This is a genomic window from Dendronalium phyllosphericum CENA369 (assembly GCF_016056275.1).
Classification (GTDB): Bacteria; Cyanobacteriota; Cyanobacteriia; order Cyanobacteriales; family Nostocaceae; genus Dendronalium; species Dendronalium phyllosphericum.
In genome coordinates, this window is sequence record NZ_JAECZA010000072.1 from 1 (window position 1) to 23,445 (window position 23,445).

Below are 23,445 nucleotides of genomic sequence, written 5' to 3' on the forward strand. Positions count from 1 at the left end.
CCCATGTAGCAAGCACAACCAATTAGGAAGTGGAAGATTACTAGCTGGTAAGGACCGCCGTTGTACAACCACTCATCTAAGGAAGCTGCTTCCCAGATGGGGTAGAAGTGCAAACCGATCGCGTTGGAAGATGGAACAACTGCACCAGAGATGATGTTGTTTCCGTAAATCAAAGAACCTGCTACTGGTTCGCGGATACCATCGATGTCTACTGGAGGCGCTGCGATGAAGGCGATTACGAAACAGGTGGTTGCGGCTAGCAAGGTTGGAATCATCAATACCCCGAACCAACCGACATAAATCCGGTTTTCGGTGCTGGTGATCCAGTTGCAGAACCGTTCCCATACGTTGGCGCTTTCGCGTCTTTGTAAGGTTGTGGTCATTGTTTTATGATTACTTTGGTTTTTATGAATGGGTAAGCAAGTTTACTTACCTTGTTAACTACCTTAAAAGCAAAATTGAGATTTGTAAAGCAATTTTAATTAAGTATTTGTTATGACAATGATTAATTTTTGTAATGATCGCGTCTGTTGACGCGATTCACAAAGCTTTATCAGCCAGGAGGCCAAGCCAGTTGCCGTCCTCCTAAGATATGTAGATGTAAGTGATAGACAGTTTGACCGCCGTCAGCATCTGTGTTGATGACAACGCGATAACCGTTTTCTAATCCAGCTTCTAGGGCAACGCGCTTGGCAGTTAACAAAAGATGCCCTAAAAGATCGCGATCTTCAGATTCAGCATCATCTAGTTTGGCAATGGGTTTTTTCGGAATGACAAGGATATGAACTGGTGCTTGGGGGTGGATATCTTTAAATGCTAAGGCTAAATCATCTTCATAGACTATGTTGGCGGGAATTTCTCGACTAATAATTTTGCTAAAAATTGTTTCTGTGGTTTCACTCATGCTGATGTACCTACTCATCTGCTAGAGATTTTAAAGGTTTACTGTTTATAGAAGAAATATTTATCTAATGCTTGCGAGAGTTTGGAGTGCATCAATTGTAGGCATCGATGCTGTGAAAGTAGGCGTGGAAGTCGATGTGTCAGGAGGATTGCCAGGAATTGCGATCTTGGGACTACCAGATGCAGCAATTCAGGAAGCCAAAGAAAGGGTGAAAGCTACATTAAAAAATGCTGGCTTTGCTTTTCCTATGCGAAAAATTGTGATTAACTTAACTCCAGCAGATTTACGCAAGGAAGGCCCGTGTTTCGATTTGCCTATTAGTGTGGGAATTTTGGCAGCTTCGGAACAAGTGAGTGCTGATTTGCTGGCAGATTATCTTTTTTTAGGCGAACTTTCTTTGGATGGCAGTCTTCGTCCTGTGGCTGGTGTTTTGCCGATTGCTGCTACTGCTCAAAAGATGGGAATTGCTGGTTTAGTTCTGCCTATTGATAATGCCCAAGAAGCAGCAGTCGTGCAAGGATTGGCTGTTTATGGCTGCAAAAATCTTTCTGAAGTGGTTGATTTTTTAAACAATCCAGGGCTTTACAAACCCGTACAGCTAGATGACAAGGTAGAGATGTTGCATACAGCCTCTTTACATCTTACAGATTTGAAGGACGTAAAAGGACAGGCTCATGCTCGTCGTGCTTTAGAAATTGCTGCTGCTGGGGGACACAATTTAATCTTTGTGGGGCCGCCTGGTAGTGGTAAAACAATGCTAGCGCGGCGTTTACCAGGGATTTTACCACCATTGGAGTTTGCTGAGTCTTTGGAGGTGACTCGCATTCATTCAGTGGCTGGTTTATTAAAAAATCGCGGTTCATTAGTGCGCGATCGCCCTTTTCGCAGTCCCCATCACTCAGCATCCGGGCCTTCTCTTGTCGGCGGTGGTAGCTTCCCTCGTCCTGGAGAAATTTCTTTATCTCACAATGGCATATTATTTTTAGATGAACTAACAGAATTTAAACGCGATGTTTTGGAATTTCTCCGCCAGCCTTTGGAAGATGGCTATGTAACGATTTCTCGCACTAAACAATCAGTCATGTTTCCCGCACAGTTTACTCTGGTGGCGAGTACTAATCCCTGTCCTTGCGGTTACTATGGCGATACCATTCAACAGTGTACTTGTTCGCCAAGGCAACGCGAGCAATACTGGGCTAAACTTTCCGGGCCGTTGATGGATCGGATTGATTTGCAAGTGGCGGTGAATCGCTTAAAACCAGAGGAAATTACACAACAATCTATCGGGGAAGCATCCCTGACAGTCAGGGAACGAGTCCAACAAGCACGCGATCGCGCCATTACTCGTTTCCAAGGAGAAGCAAATCTGCGTTGTAATGCCCAAATTCAGAGTCGTCATCTCCAAAGATGGTGCAAGTTAGATGACGGTAGTCGTAATTTATTAGAAGCGGCAATTAGAAAATTAGGTTTATCAGCTAGAGCAAGCGATCGCATTCTCAAAGTAGCCCGTACTATTGCAGATTTGGCAGGTGATGACGAGCTAAAAGCCAATCACATAGCAGAGGCAATTCAGTATCGCACGATAGATAGAATGCAATAAGAAGTTCTCGTTAAGAAGATGCGATCGCTCTTTTGTATCTGATATCAAGGCTATATCTCTTGAGCTTGCATCGACTCTTTCACCGCTTGCACTAACTCTTTTTCTGTACATTGATATAAATCCCGCAAGCGGAATACTTGCCATACTTCTAGCTTTGGTGTTGTTCTACCCTTTTCCCAGTTGCGAATTGAAGATTCCGCGCAGTCTAGTTCTTTCGCTACGTCAAAGACTCTCAGCCCTGTACGTTCTCTCAAGGCTCTTAAATCCATAACTGACTAGACCTTCTATCTAGTTTCTTAGCGTTAACTTTTAGCGGTAAATATTGACAATATGTATTAGTATGCACTTTAATCATCATTGAAGAGGCGTTAGTGTATCCCCGGCAAGAGACTCGCTAACGCCCTTCACTATACTCCTTATGGATAATCTAATCATGCCACAAAATAAGATTTACAACGATTGCTTGTTAAAGACTCAGACAATCGCTTACAAAGAACGTCTCAATTCTTGGGCGATAGCTCGTTTACTTCCTGATATGCAACGGGTAATTGTCGCTCGATTTCGCAGTCGTTCTGATGCAGACGGGCATTTACAACGTTTACGCCAGTTGATACCCGGCGCTTACTTTGTGCTGGTGTTTGATTGTCAACGCGACGAAGCCGTGGTTTAAGTTTTGATAGCGATCGCATTCTTTGAGGTGAGGGTGCGATCGCTCTAAATTTCACCACTTCAAAAATGAAGCTTCAATTCCTTGTTCTCGCCTAATTTTACTATCTTTTTCAAACCAGTCAATCACTTGTTGAGTTGTCAAATCTTCAATGGGAATATTGTACTCTTGGGCGATATGTTTCAAAAGCTTGAGTGATGAAATAGTCAATCTAGTTAAAAATTTTTCTGGAGAAGATAACAAAGCCGCATCAACTTTTGCTGATTCTTCCAAAGTTAAAAATTGTGTTGACGGTTGCTGTGGTGCTATATCCATAAATGAAAAATCAAACTTATCTAAATAATTAGCGATCGCAGCGAACAAATTAGTAATTCCTAATCGGTAAAAACCTTTACCCTTGAGTTAATAATTATGTTTTAAACTAGATTTGCCCAAAAATTTATTCTTGAGACTGTTGTTTCCGAGCTTGTACTAAATAGCCGCAACGATGTTCGCCATTGATAATCCAGTGGGTACGTTCTACAATACAATCTGGTAGTACTGCGGCAAACATTTCTAACTCATGACCGCAAACAGTAGGGAAAGACTCAGCAACATTAGATATCGCGCAATTATGCTCCATAAAAATAAAGCGTTCGCCACCTAAAGAGTCTTCTAAGTCTACAGCATGGTACTCAGCCATGAAACCTTCAGCTTTTCTTAGTTTCACTAAATTTGCCACACGCTCTTTTAGCGAACCTTTACCGACGCGATCGTGGTATTCTAGTGCCTTGCGCTCCCACTGTTTTTGTAAAATTGATTTGAATTGGTCGTCTCCTACCGTTTGCGCTAAGGTATCCAGCAAAGAAACGGCAAATTCGCCGTAGCGATCGCCCTTTGACGGTTGCAGGCGATCGCGTCCTTGACGACTCAGTTGATAAACGTGCTGCGGACGGCCCATCCCCCCTTGCACTATGGACGAGTACAAAACTAGCTCCTCCGCCTCCAAATCCTTGAGATGACGACGAATCGCTTGGGGGCTAACATCTAAAACTTCAGCTAGCTCAAAAGCCGTTGCTTGTGAGTGTTTCAGCAGATACTCTAGGATATCTTGCTTAGTTGAGGACTGGTGGATAGTCGCCATCTTCTCTACGAGACGCTTCGCGAACGTCCTAAAAATTTTTCAGAAAAATTGACTTTGACAACAATGTTGTTGTTAATCTAGCTTAAAATGAAGATACATTAAACAACAAATATGTTGTTTTACTCTCTATCCTTATTGTAACAGCCGCGTAACCGCTCGGTAACACCAGATGAGAATCGGCTAATCGCAGCCCATCTTTCATCCTTATATAGAGATTGAACTGAACACTAGAGATTATTAACGATGAGTGCCACTGTCAAAACCTTAGTCAACCAACCCTACAAGTACGGCTTTGTCACCGATATTGAGGCCGACACTATTCCGCGTGGACTAGACGAGGACGTTATCCGCTTAATCTCCGCCAAGAAGAATGAGCCGGAATTCATGCTGGAGTTTCGCCTGAAAGCGTATCGCCAGTGGCAAAAAATGACAGAACCTACTTGGCCTAATGTCAAGTACCCGCCAATCAATTATCAAGATATCATTTATTACTCCGCTCCGAAACGCAAGACAGAAAAACTCAACAGCTTGGAGGAAGTCGATCCCACCCTCTTAGAAACTTTTGAGAAGTTGGGCATTCCCCTGTCCGAACAAAAGCGACTGGCGAACGTCGCCGTTGATGCGATTTTCGATAGCGTTTCTGTGGCCACTACATTCAAAGAAAAGCTAGCCAAAGACGGCGTAATCTTCTGCTCGATATCTGAAGCCCTGCGAGAACACCCAGAATTAGTGCAGAAATACCTCGGTAGCGTCGTCCCCACAGCAGACAATTACTTTGCCGCGTTGAATGCCGCTGTATTTAGCGATGGTTCTTTCGTCTACATTCCTAAAGGCGTGAAATGCCCGATGGAACTGTCTACCTATTTCCGTATCAATTCTGGCGATACAGGACAATTTGAGCGGACTTTGATTGTTGCTGAAGAAGGTAGTTATGTTTCCTATCTCGAAGGTTGCACCGCGCCAATGTACGACAGCAACCAACTGCACGCCGCCGTTGTGGAACTCGTCGCCCTTGACAACGCCGAAATTAAATACTCCACCGTGCAAAACTGGTACGCCGGGGATGCTAACGGGAAAGGCGGTATTTACAACTTCGTTACCAAGCGCGGTTTATGTCAAGGTGTCAATTCTAAGATTTCCTGGACTCAAGTCGAAACTGGTTCGGCAATCACTTGGAAATATCCTAGCTGCGTGTTGGTGGGTGACAACTCTGTGGGTGAATTCTACTCGGTGGCGCTGACAAATAACATGCAGCAAGCCGATACTGGCACGAAGATGATTCACGTTGGTAAGAACACTCGCAGCACAATTATCTCTAAAGGAATCTCTGCTGGTAACTCTAGTAATAGCTACCGGGGTTTGGTGAAAGTCAACCCGAAAGCCCAAGGGGCAAGAAACTATTCTCAATGCGATTCGATGTTGATTGGGGATAATGCCCATGCCAATACTTTCCCTTATATCCAGGTGCAAAATAATACTGCCAAGGTGGAGCATGAAGCATCCACTTCCAAAATTGGGGAAGATCAACTGTTCTACTTCGCTCAACGGGGAATTTCCGCAGAAGATGCAATCTCAATGATGATTAGCGGCTTCTGTAAGGATGTGTTCAATCAGCTGCCGATGGAATTTGCGGTGGAAGCTGATAAGCTGTTGAGCCTGAAGTTAGAAGGTAGTGTTGGGTAAAGCTTGTAGTCAAGGCAAAAGGCGCTTTAGCGCCTACTACGAACTAAGAGAGAAGAGAGAACATGATTAGAGAAAATAGTGAAGTTGTGCTGTCAGTCAGAGATTTGACGGCTAATGTTGATGGTACGCCGATTCTCAAGGGTTTAAATCTTGAGGTACGCTTGGGTGAAATTCATGCAATTATGGGGCCGAATGGTTCCGGGAAGAGTACTTTCTCCAAGGTATTGGCTGGGCATCCAGCGTATGAAGTGACTGGCGGTGAGGTAATTTTCCAAGGGCAAAATCTGCTGGAATTAGATCCAGAGGAACGCGCAAGAAGTGGGATATTTTTGGCATTTCAGTATCCTTTGGAAATTCCCGGTGTCAGCAATTTAGATTTTTTGCGGGTGGCATACAATTCTCGTCGCAAGGCACAAGGTTTAGAAGAATTGGATGCCTTTGATTTTGACGATTTGATTGAGGAAAAGTTGGAAGTGGTGAAAATGAATCCTGCTTTCCTCAGTCGGAGTTTGAATGAAGGATTTTCTGGTGGTGAGAAGAAGCGCAATGAAATTCTGCAAATGGCGCTGCTGGAACCAAAGTTAGCAATTCTGGATGAAACAGATTCGGGTTTGGATATTGACGCGCTCAAGATTGTGGCAAACGGGGTTAATCAACTGACAAGTCCAGAAAATGCCACGATTATGATTACCCACTACCAGCGGTTACTCAACTATATTGTGCCTGACTTTGTGCATGTGATGGCAAACGGGCGAATTATTACTAGTGGTGGTAAGGAACTAGCCCTAGAGTTGGAGTCTCGCGGTTATGACTGGGTGCTGGAAGCTGCTGAGGTTGGCGTATAATGACAATTCAAATTTCTCCTAGTTCAATTGCTAACTCGGATACAGTCACGATATCTGCTTTGTTGGATAGAGATGCTTATTTGGCTGGGTTGTTAAATCAGCTAACTGCATCTGAAACAGAGGGTTGGTTGCAGGAATTACGCCAACGCGCTGCTAACTTGGTGCGTCACTCGACTATCCCGACTACTCGCGAGGAAGAATGGCGATTTACTGATTTGTCCGCTTTGCGACAAGTACAATTTCAAGTAGAGACGCGATTAATCGCGTCTTTACAACCCGATATTTTGTCGGAAGCTGCTAATAGTCGGTTGGTGTTCGTAAATGGCGTTTATGCGCCGGAGTTATCAGCCGTTGCAGATTTGCCGTCTGGGGTGGTGGTTGGTAATTTAACTAGTTTGCCTGTAAATGGGCAGGAACGTGTTAAGCAGTATTTAGCTCAGGCTGAGGGAGCGCAGGAAGTATTTACGGCTCTCAATACGGCTGGGTTAACTGATGTGGCTGTGGTATTGGTGGGGAAGAATGTTGTAGTTGAAACACCAATTCATCTGCTGTTTATTTCGGTGGTTGGAGAAGTAGCGACGATTTCGCAGCCGCGTTGTTTGGTGGTGGCGGAAGGTGGTTCGCAAGTGAGTTTGGTGGAAGAGTATACGAACCACAAAGAGGCAGAGAACACAGAAAAAGAGGGGGTTTACCTCACTAATGCAGTTACGGAAATTTGGGTTGGTGAGAATGCCCAGGTGAGTCATACTAGGGTTGAGCGAGAAGGTGCAGAGGCTTTTCATATTGGGAAAACTGCGATCGCTCAAGCTCGTGATAGTCGATATACCTGTAATGCCATCACTTTAGGTGGTAAGCTGTCGCGGCACAATTTAGAGATTTTGCAAACTGGCGAGCAAACGGAAACTATTCTCAATGGTTTGACTGTAATTACTGGTAAGCAGGTGGCGGATACTCACAGTGCCTTGGCGTTGAATTATCCTCATGGTACGAGTAAGCAATTGCATAAGTGTATCGTAGGCGATCGCGCTCATGCGGTGTTCAATGGCAAAATTTTTGTTCCTAAACCAGCGCAGTTGACAGATGCAGCGCAGTTAAATCGGAATTTGCTGCTATCATCAAAAGCCAGAGTTGACACTAAACCCCAATTGGAAATTACTGCTGATAATGTAAAGTGCGCTCACGGTGCTACTGTCAGCCAATTGGAAGATGATGAAATATTCTATTTGCAAAGCCGGGGAATTAATCAAAACGATGCTCGGAAGTTGTTAATTAACGCTTTCGCCGCCGAAATCATCACCCAAATCCCAATACCTTCTCTGCAAGAAAATCTGTTAAACACAGTCACTAGTCTGAAGTCCTTAACTAATGACTAATGACTATTGTACAGACGCGATTAATCGCGATTGTACAGACGCGATTAATCGTGTCTCTACTAACAACTGACTTACTACCAATGACTTTTACCTCTACCAAAACTCTTGCCGATAAAGTCCGTGCTGACTTCCCGATATTAAATCAGGAAATCAACGAGAAAACTTTGGTTTACCTCGATAATGCTGCTACGTCACAAAAACCTTTGTTCGTATTAAATACCTTGCGTGATTATTACGAGCAATATAACTCTAATGTCCATCGCGGCGCTCATACTCTCAGTGCTAAAGCTACCGATGCTTATGAAGCAGCGCGAGATAAAGTTGCCAAGTTCATCAATGCTGCATCGCGCCAGGAAATTGTTTACACCCGCAATGCGAGTGAGGCAATTAACCTAGTAGCCTATAGCTGGGGAATGAACAATTTACAGCCGGGAGATGAAATCATTCTTTCGGTGATGGAACACCACAGTAATATAGTTCCCTGGCAATTTGTCGCCCAAAAAACGGGTGCAGTTCTGAAATTTGTGGAACTGACACCTGAAGAAACTTTTGATTTGTCACAGTTTAAACAACTGATTTCTGAGAAAACAAAATTGGTTTCAGTAGTGCATATTTCTAATGCCTTGGGTTGTATTAACCCAGTGCAAGAAATTGCTAGTATTACTCACAGATACGGTGCGAAATTCTTAGTTGATGCTTGTCAAAGTGTTCCCCACTTTCCTGTTGATGTGCAACAAATAGATTGTGATTGGTTGGTTGCTTCCGGTCACAAAATGTGCGCTCCAACTGGTATTGGATTTTTGTATGGAAAGTTGGATTTACTAGAAGCAATGCCGCCATTTTTCGGTGGTGGCGAAATGATTGCTGAGGTGTATTTAGACCACTCTACTTATGCAGAATTACCGCATAAATTTGAAGCCGGTACACCTGCTATTGGAGAAGCGATCGCTCTCGGTGCAGCGGTAGATTATCTTAGTAATATCGGTATGGATAAAATCCATGCCTATGAAGCAGAATTAACAGCTTACTTGTTCCAACAATTAGAACAAATACCTCAAATTCGGATTTACGGCCCTAAACCAAATGCTCAAGGTGAGGGTAGAGCCGCTTTAGCGACATTCACAGCGGCAGAAGTCCACGCTAACGACCTATCTACATTATTAGATCAAGAAGGCGTTGCCATTCGTTCTGGACACCACTGCACTCAACCATTACACCGCTATTTAGGTCTTGCAGCTACTGCACGAGCTAGTCTCTCTTTCTACAATACCCGCGAAGAAATTGATGCTTTCATCAAAGCACTGAAGGAAACCCTTGACTTTTTTGCTGGGATTTTTAGTTAAAAGTAAACAATACTCGATACTGATTATGCCAATTGTTAGTAACAAATGCTACTGATAGTTGGCATGATTTATTGTAACTTTTTACTTTTGTTCTATAGCCCTCGCCAGTAGTGTTAGGACATCAACAAACGATCAAACCTAGACACAAAAAGACTTTTCACCCAGTCCCCAGTCCCCAGTCCCCAGTTATAAAATTTGTCATCTGGATAAACTTTTTTCGCAAACACTACGATTTAGAAGCAAATTTATTTCATCCACGTTACATATTTTGTGACTCAAACAAGACATTTCTGTAAATGAATAATTAGATTAATTGTGATTCCAACTGCCAAGATTCAGCTTTCTAGTAAGACCCACAACTCGCAGATAAACGATACACTGGAGAAAATTTTTTGAGGAAGCGTTGATGGCACGGCCAAACGGGGTAAAAACTGAAACAACTGCACAAGAATTGTCTCCGGTTTCAGAAATTGAAAATACCTTAAACACAGAAGATTCCCCTGAATTAGAGGAAAATGTCCAGGATATTGATGACATCTTGAACTCACTCAAAACATTGCTGAGTGCTGTAGAAAAACTGCAAAAAGTTCGGCAAGAAGTAGGCGACATCAAACCTTTGATTGGGCGAATGCTTGATGGCGAACTGGCTACTGGTGAAGAACTTGACCAACTGAAAACAGGTGTAAGTAGTCTTGCTCGTCTTGTTCGGGCTTATAGCGACCATCAAGCAGCGCTAACTAAAGCACAACCAGCTAGAAAACTGTTAGATGAACTTCTTAAACAAGGTTAAACCTAGATGAGAAGTAGGAGAGCATCTTCTTCATCTTACAAAAAAGATGGTGTCGGGAAGCGGTGAAATTCATCTGACAGCCTCACATTTCGGTTGACGCTTGCAAGCCGATTAACATTAGACTTATTGCAGAAGTTGGGAAAAGGGCAAGGGGAAAGGGGGAAAGGTTTGGTATTTTCCCTTTCCCCTTTAACATGAGTCCCTTTGACCACAAGAGTGCAAAAAGCACTTTTGTTCATAGGTCTATTGTGTCTTCTTCTGTAATCCAATGTAAATCTTACATATTTTCAGGTACAGGTTTGACCAAATTTAGGTCATAAGGGCGCTCAGTGTCATCTTCGCCTAAATACTCCCCATTTTGAATTTCTAAAATAACGAGCGGAATATGTCCGGGATTTTCTACCTTATGCAGTGTTGCTGCGGGGACATAAGTTGACTCATTGCGATTTACTAATATTTCTTCTTCTCCACAAGTCACCTTGGCAACACCAGAAACTACAACCCAGTGTTCGTTGCGGTGATAATGAATTTGTGATTTGATGCCGTGTCTGGGCTTAATTTCAACACGGCTAATTCTATAAGTTTCTCCCTCTTCTATCACTTCCACGTTACCCCAGTAACGCGTACCGGAATGGGAAGAAGTTTCACTGATATCATTGGCTTGCTCGTTATTTTCATTTTGAGTCATAACTAAAATCTCTAAACTAGATAACTATTACTATCGATTAATGCGTTGCGCGTGGGATTGGGAATTAAATATTAAGTATTGGAGATAAGGAAAAATGAATCTGTTTTTTTCTTTACTTGTTACCCTTTTCTCCATCCCTAACCACCTGTATACTGAATCCGATAAATCCGATTATTGGCTTCCTCTGTTAATAATAGGCTGCCATCAGGAAGGACGAGTAAACCCACAGGTCGTCCCCAAGTAGTTGGGACAGAGGGATTGAGCAAAAATCCAGTCAGAAAGTCTTCGTAGTAGCCTGACGATCGCCCCTGAGCATTGAAGGGAACAAATACAATTTTATAACCAGTGCCGCGATCGCGGTTCCAAGAACCACGGAAAGCAACAAAAGCACCATTGCGGTATTTTTCTGGAAATGTTTTACCGTCATAAAATTGTAAACCCAAAGCTGCTGAATGCGCTTGAAACAAGACATCCGGGGTGCGGGTACGGGCTACTAAGTCTGGGCGTTTGCTTTTGTCATTCACCTTTTGACGGGGGTCAAGATTGTTTGGTGTCAGATAAGCATAAGGCCAGCCGTAGAATTCACCTCGCTGGATGCGTGTGAGATAGTCTGGAACTAAATCGTCTCCAATTCCATCGCGTTCGTTAACAGTAGTGTAAAGTTCTTTAGTTACAGGATGGAAATCTAGACCAACAGGGTTACGCAAGCCGTAAGCAAAAGTTTGCTGTTGAGAACCATCTAAATTCATCACTTGTACCGAAGCCCGTGGCAACGGTTCTTCATCTGCATTAGTTCCCGAACCAACTGAGACGTATAATTTATTGCGATCGGGCGAGACTATGACGTTGCGCGTCCAATGGTTATTGTAACCTTGAGCGGGTAAATCAGCGATTTTTTTCCCCTTACCTGAAATCTTTGTTTCACCTTTGGTATAAGGAAAACGCAATACAGCATCGGTGTTACCCAGAAAAAAAGAATTGCCAGCAAAAGCCATGCCAAACGGTCTATTAAGTCCATTTGCCCGACTGGCAAACGTTTCTCGAATATCGGCTACGCCATCACCGTTGCTATCACGCAACAAACGAATCCGATTTTGCCTAGTTTCTGTCACCAGCACATCGCCGCTAGGAGTTAAAGCCAGCCAGCGCGGGGCATCTAAGCCTTCGGCAAAGACGTTAACTGTAAAGCCTCGTGGTACGCGCAACACTGGGTTTTGGGGAATTGCTGTAACTTCAGGTTGCTTAGATGCACTTTCTGTAGCAAAGGGTGCTGGTAAATTTTTCAGGCCGATCCGAATTGGCTGCGGTGAAAGTTCTTCGGTCGGAATGACATTTTTTGACTGTGTGGTACTCTGTGCTAGTTGAGCAGAAGGTGTAGCTGACGATGTCAGACTATCTAAGGAGGCGCGAGTCTGATTACAGGCTGCTGTGGTGGTAAATAGCAATAGCAGTAAGAACCGCGCAGGAACTTTCATGGCAGTAGAAATTGTACACAATGCCTTTACTTTAGACTTTAAACTTAATATTTGTCGCCATTCTCAAGTCCGATTTTTACTTATCGATTGTCTCTAACTATCAACTAAAAATAAATTTTCCTTGATAGCATCCCGCACATGAGGAGTGACATTGCTAGCACTATTGAGGCAATCTAACAGTAATTTGTTAGCATCCCAGTAGCTCTGTAATTGTTGCAAATCTTGTTCGTTAAACTTCCAATCATGACCAATTTGGCGAGTAGAGATCGTTAAAGCTCGTAATTCTTCAGTCCAAGCTTTGCCATTAGTTTGCCACCAGATTTTTAGGGCTTCTCTACCTTGACTTGATAAAGGTAGCTGATTTTTTAGGTCTTGTAGCGATTTTTGTAAAGACTGTTTATCTGTCAGCAGATGTTTCAAATCAAGGGCTAAACTCAGAGCAGATAAACGCTGGAAAAAAATATCAGCAGTGATTGCTAGACTGACAGTAAGTGCATGAATTAAACCTAGATCCAATCCTAAATCGACAGCAAGATTCAGAGCAAGCCTACGATCCAAACGTATAGCAAAGTCTTGGTTGCAGGCTAGAGGATGTTCTGGAGGAAGGGCGATGGTAAAGTAAAAAGCACGCACACTAGCTAGATGGTAGAATGTATTTACAAGAGAAGATTTATGCCCAAGCCAGATCAGAAAATTATGCAATTTTGCATTACTAGTTGCTAAACGAACAATTTCTTGTTTGATTAAGTGCAATAAAGTATCAGCAGGTTTTAGCATTTCTGCACTTAGTAAAAAGGCATTTTGCCAATGTTTTTTACCGAGGTGATTCACAAACTCCTGCAATTCTTGAGTATTGGTATTTGTAATAATTCCTCTAGCGGCAAAGTACTCTTGAAAAACTAAATGAGAAAAAGCATAAATGCCTCGCGCTCTTTCGATTAATAATCCATGTTGCACGGCAATTGCTTTTAATACCGCCGCACTTTCCAGTTCCAAAGCATCTGCATCAGCTGTAGCATCGGGAAGATAACGTAGATAATCGGCGATGATTTGCCGCATCTTAGTTTCAGGCAGTAAGTAATCTCCTTGGCTCAAGGAAACTGCTGCTATATGACTAAGTAATTTAATTTTATCTAGCAAAGACAAGTTACGACATCGACCTCGTTTGATACCTTTGGCTTCATCCCAGCGTACTAACAGTAAATCTAATGCTTGTTTATACAGTTCGCTACGGTTAGCCGGGAAATCTTCTATCAGCTTAAAAACTAAACAGATAAGATTTAGCAAAAGTGGTGTGGTAACTAACTCTAGAATTTGCAGATTTTCTTGCAATTCCAGCTTTTGCATAAACTTATGTGCCAATATTTGTGCTTTTGCTGGAGAATTTCTCGCAATTGCCAAAAACCATTTTTCTGCAAATTCAGCAATTTCTTGTTTAGTAAAATCACTAATTTCTACTTCATGAAACCCAGGAAAACTATATTGTTGAACACCAATCCGAGAAGTAATAATTAGATGATTATTATAATATTTTTCACTAAATTTGCGAATTATATTGATAATTTTTACAGAATCTTCTAGGATAACTTCGTCTAATCCGTCTAATAAAATTAACGCTTTCCCATGATAAAATAATGTAACTAACTCTTGCTCGGAAACGCCAAAATTGATCAAGTTATCATGCAAGTAATTAAAGAAACTGATTTGATTGCGTCCTTGAATATCTTCGGCAAAGTTTTTCAGACTGACAAAAATTGGTAGATATTCTGGTAAAATAACTCCTCGATCGCAACTAATAGCAATTGATTGCAAAAATGTGGTTTTACCGCAACCAGGCTTTCCCAGTAACACGAGTTTGGAATATTTTCTAATTACTTCTAATCCCGAAACTCTTTCCGGAAGTGGGTGACTTAAGCCTAATTGTTTAAATTCATTCGCTTCCAATTTATACAGATCGAGAATTTCTAACCATCTTTTGCTAGTCAGTTCCTCAAAGATTTTGACATCAACATACATATCATTTAAGTTGATGGGTCGAGCAATATCTAAAAGGTGCAAATTACCACACTGGGCTTGAATTTTTTCATGGTAAACAGAGCGCAGCTTTTTTACTAAGGCATGAATATTAAGTGTAGAATCAGCAGGAATATCGAAAGATGTAGATTCATGAATAATGGGTTTTTGGATAATTTCTGAAGGGTCTAGCTCAAGCACAAAGCAAATATCGTTGAAGACATGGCGATCGACAGGCTTACCAGTAAAGAACTTCCAAATAGGCTGGCGAGTTTCTAAACTTACTTCCGCAGCTAAGTATTCTTGCGTCCATCCTTTGCGTTTAAAAGCCTGTTTAGCCTTTCTAATGCCTTCCTCTGATGCTTGGAGCGATCGCTTTGCCATTGGCATACCACCAAAAACTATGTACCGATTTGTTTGTTTGAATACAACTCATACAAGTTATACGCTAACTTCAACGAAAAACCCAACACGATCGCAAACACTGAGTGTAGATAATAGTATTCGAGTCAGCCAAATCTACATACCCAACTAGCTTATGGCATTGCCAAGACCAGCTATTGCACCTTAAGCAATGCCAAAGCTTTTATTTAGTGCTGAGTTGTCAGTTGTTCGATCTTCCCTGCTTCCCCAACTTTCCCCCAGTCTTAGTCAGCAATCTTTAACTATAGGCGATATCAGAGCTATCTTCGCAAAGGTGCTCTTCTTCTGTACTACATGGAAGTATTACTGTAACAATAGTTTTTTCCTGGGGTTTGCTTTGGATTTTAAGTTTGCCACCGTGTAGTTCAGCCAATCGTTTGGCGATGATTAATCCTAACCCTGAGCCTTGTTGCTCGTAAAGTTTGCGCTCAAATTGCCGATAAGCTCCTAACTCGGCAACCTGCTCTGGGGTCATACCTCGACCGCGATCGCTAAGGGATAAAACAAAAGTATTATTAATAGATTTATTTATAATCTGAATAGGAGTTCCTACCGAGGAAAATTTTAAAGCATTATCAAGCAATTCTTCAATAATTTTATAAAAATTTTTTTCAGATATATTTATATTACATGGGTGAAAATCTATTTGTACGTCTGCTTCTCTGCCTACTTTTTTGGCTGTTTCTGCAATCAAGCTCGTTAAAGTAAATGGCGGAAAAGCAGTTTTCTGACTTTGCAGTATTTTAATTTGTTGCGGATCGGTGGCAATAATTTCTAGCTCTGCATATAGCAAAAAATTTTGAATTAATCTAAATAAACGTTCGCCAGAATCGTAAATATATTCTGCCATTTCCCGAATGGATTCTGAGTCTAGTAACTCAACTTCTTCCATGAGAATTTGCGAGAATCCCAAAATTCCATTTAAAGGCGTTCGCATTTCGTGAGGAAAAGATAACGTAATATTACTACGCAAATCCTCTAACTTTTTTTGGGTTTGCTGTTTAATAGCAATTTGTTTTTCTAATCGGCAAGAAATGGCAGCTAATAATTCCGCTCTGGTAAAAGGTTTGATTATATAGTCATCTGCTCCCAATTCCATACCTTGACGAAAGTCGGTTTTATCCGACTTAGCGGTGAGAAAAATCAAAGGAATCATCGCTGTTTTGGGATTTTGACGTAATGCTTTCAGCGTTCCATAACCATCTAGTTCTGGCATCATCACATCACAAATTATCAAATCAGGAATCTCTTCTTGGGCTAACCGCACCCCAAAACGCCCATTTTCTGCTTCAATAACTTTAAAATTTTCATTATCTAGCAAGTCTAAAATATTTTGGCGCATATTTATATCATCTTCAATAACTAAAATTTTATTCATGTTAATTTAAATAATATATTAAGTTTTAGAAGATTTGATGCTGTGAAATCATGTATGTAAACACAAGTTTGTGGTAATGGTTAAATGAATTAAAATTCATCTGTAAAAATAGTTACCATTACCAAATTATTTTGTCAAAAACTTATTTATTTGACATGAAAACACCAAACTTGCAACTAAAGTTGGTTTATACAGGTAATCGAGGTAAGCGTTTATTATTCCATAAAAAATTTTCAAATTCTGCTGCTGGTAGCGGCCGACTGAATAAAAAACCTTGCATGGCATCACAGTTGTTTTGACGTAAAAAGGAGAGTTCCGCTTCTGTTTCTACACCTTCAGCAATTACCTGCATATCTAAATTATGCGCCATTTCAATTAATGCTTTTGTAATGGCGGATTTTTGCGAGTCGTTGGCAACATTGTGAATAAAATAGCGGTCAATTTTTAAAGTATTCACTGGTAAATTCTTGAGATAAATTAACGAAGAATAACCAGTACCAAAATCATCAATAGCAATGCTTACGCCTAAAGATTGTAAGTCATTCATCGTGGCGATCGCACTATTCACGTCTTGCATAATCATGCTTTCAGTCAGCTCTATTTCGAGATAGTGTGGTTCTAGATTGTTGATTTCTAAAAATTCCACGATTTTTTGGAGAAAATCTGGCTGATTAAATTCCATTACCGATAAATTCACAGTCACTTTCAAGTAAGGAACTCCTGCGTCATGCCAGGTTTTAATCTGTTGACAAACACTTCTTACTACCCATCGATCGAGAGGAACAATTAAACCTGTAGATTCTGCTAAGGGAATAAATTCTGTTGGTGTAACTAAACCTAATTCAGGGCTTTGCCAGCGCAATAAACTCTCAGCTGCAATTATTTGTCCAGAATTAATATTGACTATAGGTTGATAGTATACCTCAAATTCTTCTAAAAATTTTTGATTTTTGATGACTTTGTGTAAACTAATTTCTAATAACTGGTTTTTAGGAGATAAAATCTTACTTACAGTTTGATTAGATAAATATTTTTTTAAAGTAGCTTGCCTTTCCAAGCGATTCATAATTGCACTTAATAATTCTGCGCGAGTGAATGGCTTAGTGAGATAGTCATCTGCACCCATATCCATGCCTTGGCGGAAATCAGCTTTGGCAGATTTTGCTGTGAGAAAGATGAAAGGAATTGCTGCTGTTAATGGATCTTGGCGTAATGCTGTTAACACTCCATAACCATCAATTTCTGGCATCATCATGTCACACAATATTAAATCGGGACTTTCGGTGATTGCTAAATTTACCCCAATTCTGCCATTAGCTGCGGCAATAGTCTCAAAATCTTCGGCTTCTAATAAATCTAAAAGGTTTTCACGAACTGATTCTTCATCTTCAATGACTAATATTTTGATCATTATTTACCTCAATTTATATTTGTTTATTTAAGGGCAAAATTACAGTAAATAAGGTACTGACTCCTAGCGTACTTGTGACAAATATCTCACCTTTGTGTATGTCTACACATCTTTTCACAATTGCTAGTCCTAATCCAGTTCCCAGGATATTACCGACATTATGAGCGCGATAAAACGATTCAAACAAGTGTGGCAGGTCTTCTGGTGGAATACCAATTCCCCAATCTTGAATTTTAAATATGGCTTGTCCCTGCTGACAAGTAAGAGTAAATTTTATAGTGCTATTAACTGGTGAATATTTAATCGCATTTGAGAGTAAGTTACCCAAAATATGTCCTAGTAACTTATCATCCATGTAACATGGCATAGATTCATATTGGCTGATAAACTCAGTAACTTGTTGATTGCTAAAATTCAAACGGGTTTCTTCGGTTAAATGACGGCAATATGCCACTAAATCAAAGGATTTTGGTCTAAACTCTAGTTTTCCCGCTTCTACTTTGCCAACGATCAAAATATCATTTAACATCTCAGTCATCCGCTTAACAGCAGTTTGAATGCGATGCAGATGAATGAGTTGTTTTTCTTCACTCCAGTTGTGGCGGTAGTGTTCTAATAACTCAGAAGAAGAAAGGATAGTACTCAACGGTGTGCGGAATTCGTGGGAAGTCATGGCAACAAAGCGAGATTTGAGTTCGCTGAGTTCTTTCTCTTTCTCTAGAGAAAGTCTTAGTTCTTGTTCTAATTGCTTGCGATTTGTGATGTCTGCCATGTAACCAACCAATTCTAGTGGATTACCAGTTTCATCTCGTACTAGCTTGCCTTGGTCGTACAGCCAGCGATAAGTCCCGTCTTTGTGTAAGAAACGGTATTCCAACTGATATTGTCCGTGCTGGGGTATTTTTGCTAGTTTAGCTAACACATATGGCGCGTCTTCCGGGTGGATATGACTAGCCCAAAAGCGAGAATCTTCGATCGTTTCCTGTGCTTTATAGCCCAACATGGCGCTGACATTTTCGCTCACAAAAGTACCGCCAAAATCTTCAGAAGTTTTGGCAGTGTAGATGACAGCTGGGCTGGAGGAAAGCAAATATTGCAGCCGCTGTTGACTAGCAAGTAGTGCTATTTCTGAGTGCTTGCGAGTGGTGATATCGCGATCGATTCCACGATACCCACGGAATTTACCTGCGACATCAAAGACTGGAACTCCACTGGTTTCGAGAACAACTAAACGACCATCTTGATGAATATTAATGTTCTCTAAACATGTAAATGGTTGTTGTGTAGCAGCAATCTGTGTAAAAACTTGACAAACGCGTTCAGCTTCTTCAGGTGGCATTAATTCAAAGGCAGTTTTTCCCAATACTGCTTGCGGTTCATAACCCAAGATGTCGCGCACTTTGGGACTGACATAAGTATAGGTAGCATTTTCATCTACTTCCCACACCCAATCGCTACTTGCTTCAACTAAGTTACGGAAGCGTTCTTCGCTATGTCGCAGTGCTGCTTCTGTTTGTCTAAGTTCGTGTAACGCTGCTTGCTGTTGACTAATGTCGGCGATCGTGCCAACGTAAGCGTTGACTTCTCCTATATCTGTTAGCTCTGCAACTGCTTGACCAAAAACCCAAGTGACACCACCATCAGGACGCTGGTATCGATATTCCAAACGGAACGGTCGTTTGCCTGTAACAGCTTGATTCCATTCTGATGCTACGCGCTCCCTGTCTTGGGGATGAATAGCAGCTATCCAGCTACGTCCAATTCCGGCTGCTTTTGTTAATCCAGCAATTTCACACCAGCGCTCGTTGACGTATAAGCAATTTCCCTCTGCATCCGTGCAAAAAATTCCCACAGGTGAGACTGACGCTATCGTTTGATATCGCCTTTCGCTTTCTCGCAGGGCTGTTTCTGCTGAGACGCGCTCGTGAATGTCTGTGTTTGTCCCAAACCAATTAATGATTTTACCGTGGCGATCGCGCAACGGTAAAGCACGCGCCAAATGCCAGCGATAGCTTTTGTCAGCAGCTCTTTGCCAACGAAATTCAATTTCATAAGGCGTACCTGTTACTAGAGAAGTCTGCCAGCAGTCTAGACATCTTGGCCAGTCTTCTGGATGTATCCATTTTTGCCATTCCCAACCCAGGAGTTCTTCTTGAGTGCAAGCAAAGTAATCAAGAGTACGTTGGTTAACGTATTCAATGTTGCCGTTGGCTTCAGCAATCCATACTTGTTGCGGGATGGATTCAGCCAAGAAGCGAAAGCGTTCTTCGCTCTTTTTTAAAGCATCTTGCACTTGCTTGCGCTCGGTGATATCTTCAAAAGTCCCTAGAATACCTACAACATTGCCTTCGCCATCATGAAGTGGGACTTTTGTTGTTTCCAGCCAAACTTGTTTATCATCTGCTTTTAATAAAGGCTCAATTATATGATATTCGGGCGTATTGGTCTGGATGACGCGAGCATCACACTCGCGGTAGAAATCCGCATCTTCTTGCTTGCAAGGTAAATCATAATCTGTCTTGCCCACAATATCTGCTGGACTTTCAAAACCAACCATTTTGGCGAAATTGCGATTACAACCTAAAAATACGGAATTTCTATCTTTCCAGAAAATACATTGGGGAATAGTATCTATAATTAGCTGCAAAACTTGCTGCGATTGCTGTAATTGCTTTTCTATGATTTGGCGATCGCTAATCTCTGTCAGCAATTTTTGATTGATTGCTTGTAAAGCGATCGTTTGCTGGGACAGTCGCTGTAGTTTTTCATTGCTCTGTGGCAAACTTGCTTGTACGTGCTTTTCTTCGTTGCTATCTATACAATCAACTTTTTCCTCAGATATCAATGTGGCTATACCTGTATCGAGCAGCCGACAATAATGCTTATCAATTTGCCTGAAGCAATCTTCCATAGCACTGACTAATTCCCCCTTTGAGCATTCGCCTGTTGTTGCTTCAATAGGTTGTTCCAGCGAGCGACAAATGCTTTCAGGTGTAACTGTGCCGAGCGGTTGACCTTGCTCGTCTACGATTGGTAATAAATCCAATTGATGTTGCTGGAAAAGCGCTAGTACTGTTGTCATATTGTTAAAATCCGATAGCTTCAGTGCGATCGCTGAAGTCTGCATGACTTCGGAGATTTTGGTTGTTTTGAAGTCTGCTCCAGCAGCTAAAAGCCTCACCACATCTTGGGCTGTGAACCATCCTACTAACTGTGAAACTGACATTACTAAGACATTGACACCCCATTGTGCCATCAGTGATATGGCATCAGATAGCAATGTTTCCGGCTCAACTATTAGTGGCGAATAGTCAATAGTTGACTTTAGGCATCGTAGCCAGAGAAGCTGAGGTAGGGCTTGCATAGATGGTTATGATAGCTATCACAAATAGTTATCTAAAAGCACTTTATTTAAGTAATGCCTAAGTTTTTTATGACAAATAAATAATAATATCTTACTTAGAAATACTGTTAATTTTGTATGAAGAAATACGAAGATTAAGTTGTCTCAACTTCAGGACAACAAAAGTTATCAACAAATTAAATACATTTCATAGATAAATATCAATAAGTAAAAGGGACTGGGGAGCCAGTCGCTTCCCCCCCGCCCTTACGAACTGGCGTTGAATAAGAGATTGCTGCAATGACAGTTATTTGAACCGTTGACCGTTAATACTCTAAAACTCATCAGCCATCCGCCGTCAAAAACAGGGTGTGGGGTGTAGGGGGTAGGGTGTAGGGAAAAACGACGTTGGACGGAGCTTGAACTTTGAAGGGCGCAAGCGTCTTGACTCATACGGGGCTTGGTCAATTATTTTTCTGAGTGCAACAGCACCCGTCGTTCGCCATAACGCAATAGCCTTTCTATGGTTATCAGCCGATTTTCCCAAACTTTGACTTGATAGGGATTATCTATAGCCTGTTGGCGCGTCCAGACCCGAAATTGAGATTGAAACCGAGTCAGCGTGGCTTTTGCTGCTAGCAAATTACTAGCGGAAGGTGAGTTAGCAAGCTGATTTAAAGCACTTTGCACGACTTGCGCTTGCTCGTTCAATTCTGAAATCCTCGATCGGTCGTTTTGCAAAACCAACTGCCATTCGCGTTGCAGCGCAGTATAACGAACAGCAGCGGTTTTAAAAGGCTGACGCTGAGGAATAGGTTCAGTTGCGGTGTCAACTTTGCCTTGGGTGTTACTAAAGATTTTTTGTAGCTCGTTGTTTAAATTCTCAGCCGCAAAAAGTGCATAACCACTAACTGGCAAGTCCCTTACCAATTGCAGTTGATCGAATGCTCCAATTGTGGGCAAGGAAAGTAAACGAATTCCTGGTACTAACAAGGTAGAACCTAATTTGTTAGAGGCTATCCACGGCTGTGCTAGTCGTTGGAAGCGAGAAGTATCTTGAGCATAGGTCATAGGGACGATTAAATCTATATCTCCTTTTCTTGCCCACACTTCCCAATGCTGTTGAAGTTTTTGAATGCGTTCTAGCTCTGGTAAAGGAAAAACGGCAACTGACAAAATCAAGTCTGCTCGCTTTTGGCGTAATTCCTGTGAGACTCGATCCACAAAACTATCAACTTGTTGAGTGCGAAATTCTGTCCACTTTTGCCACAAGTCGGTTTGGTTAGGGGAAATATTTATCGGATCTACACCAGTCAATTGCTGAAACTGCGCTCTTGCAGCTTTCCCATAACCGTATACTCGACCTGCACTTGGGTCTTGAAAAGGATAGCGAATGTAGTCTAGCTGTAGACCATCCACATCATAACGAGTGACAATTTCCTCATACAGCTTGAGTAGGTACTGCCGCAATTGGGGATTCGCTGGATCGAAGAATGGCTTGGTCTGACCGACGGGAATTTGATTGCCCAAATTATCATAATTTGCCCAATCAGGATGAGCAGCAAGTACCGGACCTGGGTAATTGGGATTGATATTGATAATTTGATTGTGACGCTGGTTGCCAGCTGCAAATACCCAAACCCAAGCATGTAACTCTATACCTCGCTCGTGAGCTAGTTTCACTCCTGCTGCTAATGGGTCCCACCCACTAATTAAGGGGTTTTGCTGCGGTGCGACTTTGCTGGGATAAATAGGATAACTAGCGTTAACAGTTTCAAAAAAGACAGTATTAATTCCAGACTCTGCTAACCGATCGAAAACCTGAGCTAATCCCTTTTCGCTACCAGCACGAACAATTGTTCCTCGGTCTAACCATACTGCTCGGATTTCTGCTTGAGCTAACCTGCGGTTGAGAGGAAACTGCTTCCATAAATTTGCCTTTGCCACTAGCCACTGCTGACGAGCCAAAGCATAGTTTTTTTGAGCGATTAACTGGGGTAAGTTTTTGGCAACTATTCTTGCTTGTGCTAAAACTTGGTCTTTGCTAGAAATTACTGCCGCAGGTCTGGTTGAGGCTACCTGAGTTGCTTCGCCGTTGATAGACGGGAGGTCGGCAACATTAGCAGCATCAACTGATGCCGCTAAATGAGCGCTTTCCACCCGACCAATTAGATTTTCTAGCTCTTGCTGAAGTGCGATCGCTTCGTTTGCATTGATTGGTGCATTAGAGTTGGGTGTAACATCCAAACGCACTGTTTGTTCGAGTTGGTCTATAGGCTCTGGAGAAGTTGGTGGTGTAACTCCAGGAAGTGGTCTAGGTTTAGGAGCGGTGACAATTGTGGCAGCAGGAGGGAATGAGGGGAGTGAGGGGGATGAGGGGGATGAG

18 protein-coding genes and 1 pseudogene are annotated in these 23,445 nt (G+C 41.9%); 7 read left to right on the forward strand and 12 right to left on the reverse strand.

Annotated elements, in window-relative coordinates:
* A pseudogene (locus I8752_RS15665) lies at positions 1-383 on the reverse strand (photosystem II q(b) protein); the annotation flags it as partial.
* A gap of 170 nt (positions 384-553) precedes the next feature.
* The gene (locus I8752_RS15670; protein ID WP_214433242.1) at positions 554-904 is read right to left on the reverse strand and encodes a histidine triad nucleotide-binding protein; all 351 of its coding nucleotides are present in this window, start codon (positions 902-904) and stop codon (positions 554-556) included.
* A gap of 67 nt (positions 905-971) precedes the next feature.
* Here I8752_RS15670 and I8752_RS15675 point away from each other — a divergent pair, with 67 nt between their 5' ends.
* Positions 972-2,504, forward strand: a complete 1,533-nt coding sequence (locus I8752_RS15675) for a YifB family Mg chelatase-like AAA ATPase (RefSeq protein ID WP_214433243.1) — start codon at positions 972-974, stop codon at positions 2,502-2,504.
* A 50-nt stretch (positions 2,505-2,554) separates the two neighbouring features.
* Here the strand turns inward: I8752_RS15675 and I8752_RS15680 are convergent, their stop codons facing one another.
* Positions 2,555-2,773, reverse strand: coding sequence for a helix-turn-helix domain-containing protein (locus tag I8752_RS15680; protein WP_214433244.1), 219 nt, complete (start codon positions 2,771-2,773; stop codon positions 2,555-2,557).
* A 164-nt stretch (positions 2,774-2,937) separates the two neighbouring features.
* Here I8752_RS15680 and I8752_RS15685 point away from each other — a divergent pair, with 164 nt between their 5' ends.
* Positions 2,938-3,174, forward strand: a complete 237-nt coding sequence (locus tag I8752_RS15685; protein ID WP_214433245.1) for a hypothetical protein — start codon at positions 2,938-2,940, stop codon at positions 3,172-3,174.
* A gap of 51 nt (positions 3,175-3,225) precedes the next feature.
* On the opposite strand, the gene I8752_RS15690 is transcribed toward I8752_RS15685, so the two are convergent.
* Positions 3,226-3,486, reverse strand: a complete 261-nt coding sequence (locus I8752_RS15690; RefSeq protein WP_214433257.1) for a hypothetical protein — start codon at positions 3,484-3,486, stop codon at positions 3,226-3,228.
* A gap of 124 nt (positions 3,487-3,610) precedes the next feature.
* Positions 3,611-4,294, reverse strand: coding sequence for an iron-sulfur cluster biosynthesis transcriptional regulator SufR (sufR, locus tag I8752_RS15695; protein ID WP_214433246.1), 684 nt, complete (start codon positions 4,292-4,294; stop codon positions 3,611-3,613).
* 243 nt (positions 4,295-4,537) lie between these two features.
* On the opposite strand from sufR, the gene sufB reads away from it, so the two are divergent.
* The 5 genes from sufB (at position 4,538) to I8752_RS15720 (ending at position 10,328) form a co-directional block, all read left to right on the forward strand.
* Positions 4,538-5,977, forward strand: a complete 1,440-nt coding sequence (gene sufB / locus I8752_RS15700; protein WP_214433247.1) for a Fe-S cluster assembly protein SufB — start codon at positions 4,538-4,540, stop codon at positions 5,975-5,977.
* Between the two features lie 62 nt (positions 5,978-6,039).
* On the forward strand, positions 6,040-6,822 hold the full coding sequence (sufC, locus tag I8752_RS15705; RefSeq protein WP_214433248.1) for a Fe-S cluster assembly ATPase SufC: 783 nt from the start codon (positions 6,040-6,042) through the stop codon (positions 6,820-6,822).
* Entirely contained in the window at positions 6,822-8,195 is a 1,374-nt protein-coding gene (gene sufD, locus I8752_RS15710) for a Fe-S cluster assembly protein SufD (RefSeq protein ID WP_214433249.1), read from the forward strand. The genes sufC and sufD overlap by 1 nt, the downstream gene beginning before the upstream one ends.
* Before the next feature lie 80 nt (positions 8,196-8,275).
* Positions 8,276-9,538, forward strand: a complete 1,263-nt coding sequence (locus I8752_RS15715) for a cysteine desulfurase (RefSeq protein WP_214433258.1) — start codon at positions 8,276-8,278, stop codon at positions 9,536-9,538.
* 406 nt (positions 9,539-9,944) lie between these two features.
* Positions 9,945-10,328: a hypothetical protein gene (locus I8752_RS15720; protein WP_214433250.1), complete on the forward strand. Its 384-nt coding sequence runs from the start codon at positions 9,945-9,947 to the stop codon at positions 10,326-10,328.
* A gap of 277 nt (positions 10,329-10,605) precedes the next feature.
* Here the strand turns inward: I8752_RS15720 and I8752_RS15725 are convergent, their stop codons facing one another.
* The 7 genes from I8752_RS15725 to I8752_RS15755 all read right to left on the reverse strand — a co-directional run.
* The gene (locus I8752_RS15725; protein WP_214433251.1) at positions 10,606-11,016 is read right to left on the reverse strand and encodes a phosphomannose isomerase type II C-terminal cupin domain; all 411 of its coding nucleotides are present in this window, start codon (positions 11,014-11,016) and stop codon (positions 10,606-10,608) included.
* Between the two features lie 137 nt (positions 11,017-11,153).
* Positions 11,154-12,491 (reverse strand): PQQ-dependent sugar dehydrogenase, encoded by a 1,338-nt coding sequence (locus I8752_RS15730; RefSeq protein ID WP_214433252.1) that lies wholly within the window; start codon positions 12,489-12,491, stop codon positions 11,154-11,156.
* A 93-nt stretch (positions 12,492-12,584) separates the two neighbouring features.
* Positions 12,585-14,894 (reverse strand): NACHT domain-containing protein, encoded by a 2,310-nt coding sequence (locus tag I8752_RS15735; RefSeq protein ID WP_318780855.1) that lies wholly within the window; start codon positions 14,892-14,894, stop codon positions 12,585-12,587.
* Positions 14,895-15,165: 271 nt separating this feature from the next.
* Positions 15,166-16,305 carry a hybrid sensor histidine kinase/response regulator gene (locus tag I8752_RS15740; RefSeq protein WP_214433253.1) on the reverse strand — a complete coding sequence of 380 codons (1,140 nt, stop codon included), beginning with the start codon at positions 16,303-16,305 and terminating at the stop codon, positions 15,166-15,168.
* Between the two features lie 187 nt (positions 16,306-16,492).
* Positions 16,493-17,716 carry an EAL domain-containing response regulator gene (locus I8752_RS15745; RefSeq protein WP_214433254.1) on the reverse strand — a complete coding sequence of 408 codons (1,224 nt, stop codon included), beginning with the start codon at positions 17,714-17,716 and terminating at the stop codon, positions 16,493-16,495.
* A gap of 13 nt (positions 17,717-17,729) precedes the next feature.
* Positions 17,730-21,080 (reverse strand): PAS domain S-box protein, encoded by a 3,351-nt coding sequence (locus I8752_RS15750; protein ID WP_214433255.1) that lies wholly within the window; start codon positions 21,078-21,080, stop codon positions 17,730-17,732.
* Between the two features lie 447 nt (positions 21,081-21,527).
* The coding region (locus I8752_RS15755; RefSeq protein ID WP_214433256.1) for a glycoside hydrolase family 10 protein at positions 21,528-23,445 on the reverse strand (1,918 nt) is incomplete at its 5' end.

Coding starts and splice junctions, on each gene's coding strand:
- I8752_RS15670 (WP_214433242.1), bottom strand. CDS start 904: ATGAGTGAAACCACAGAAACAATTTTTAGCAAAATTATTAGTCGAGAA.
- I8752_RS15685 (WP_214433245.1), top strand. CDS start 2,938: ATGCCACAAAATAAGATTTACAACGATTGCTTGTTAAAGACTCAGACA.
- I8752_RS15675 (WP_214433243.1), top strand. CDS start 972: ATGCTTGCGAGAGTTTGGAGTGCATCAATTGTAGGCATCGATGCTGTG.
- I8752_RS15690 (WP_214433257.1), bottom strand. CDS start 3,486: ATGGATATAGCACCACAGCAACCGTCAACACAATTTTTAACTTTGGAA.
- I8752_RS15740 (WP_214433253.1), bottom strand. CDS start 16,305: ATGAATAAAATTTTAGTTATTGAAGATGATATAAATATGCGCCAAAAT.
- sufR (WP_214433246.1), bottom strand. CDS start 4,294: ATGGCGACTATCCACCAGTCCTCAACTAAGCAAGATATCCTAGAGTAT.
- I8752_RS15745 (WP_214433254.1), bottom strand. CDS start 17,716: ATGATCAAAATATTAGTCATTGAAGATGAAGAATCAGTTCGTGAAAAC.
- I8752_RS15725 (WP_214433251.1), bottom strand. CDS start 11,016: ATGACTCAAAATGAAAATAACGAGCAAGCCAATGATATCAGTGAAACT.
- I8752_RS15730 (WP_214433252.1), bottom strand. CDS start 12,491: ATGAAAGTTCCTGCGCGGTTCTTACTGCTATTGCTATTTACCACCACA.
- I8752_RS15680 (WP_214433244.1), bottom strand. CDS start 2,773: ATGGATTTAAGAGCCTTGAGAGAACGTACAGGGCTGAGAGTCTTTGAC.
- I8752_RS15735 (WP_318780855.1), bottom strand. CDS start 14,894: ATGCCAATGGCAAAGCGATCGCTCCAAGCATCAGAGGAAGGCATTAGA.
- sufC (WP_214433248.1), top strand. CDS start 6,040: ATGATTAGAGAAAATAGTGAAGTTGTGCTGTCAGTCAGAGATTTGACG.
- sufD (WP_214433249.1), top strand. CDS start 6,822: ATGACAATTCAAATTTCTCCTAGTTCAATTGCTAACTCGGATACAGTC.
- sufB (WP_214433247.1), top strand. CDS start 4,538: ATGAGTGCCACTGTCAAAACCTTAGTCAACCAACCCTACAAGTACGGC.
- I8752_RS15750 (WP_214433255.1), bottom strand. CDS start 21,080: ATGCAAGCCCTACCTCAGCTTCTCTGGCTACGATGCCTAAAGTCAACT.
- I8752_RS15720 (WP_214433250.1), top strand. CDS start 9,945: ATGGCACGGCCAAACGGGGTAAAAACTGAAACAACTGCACAAGAATTG.
- I8752_RS15715 (WP_214433258.1), top strand. CDS start 8,276: ATGACTTTTACCTCTACCAAAACTCTTGCCGATAAAGTCCGTGCTGAC.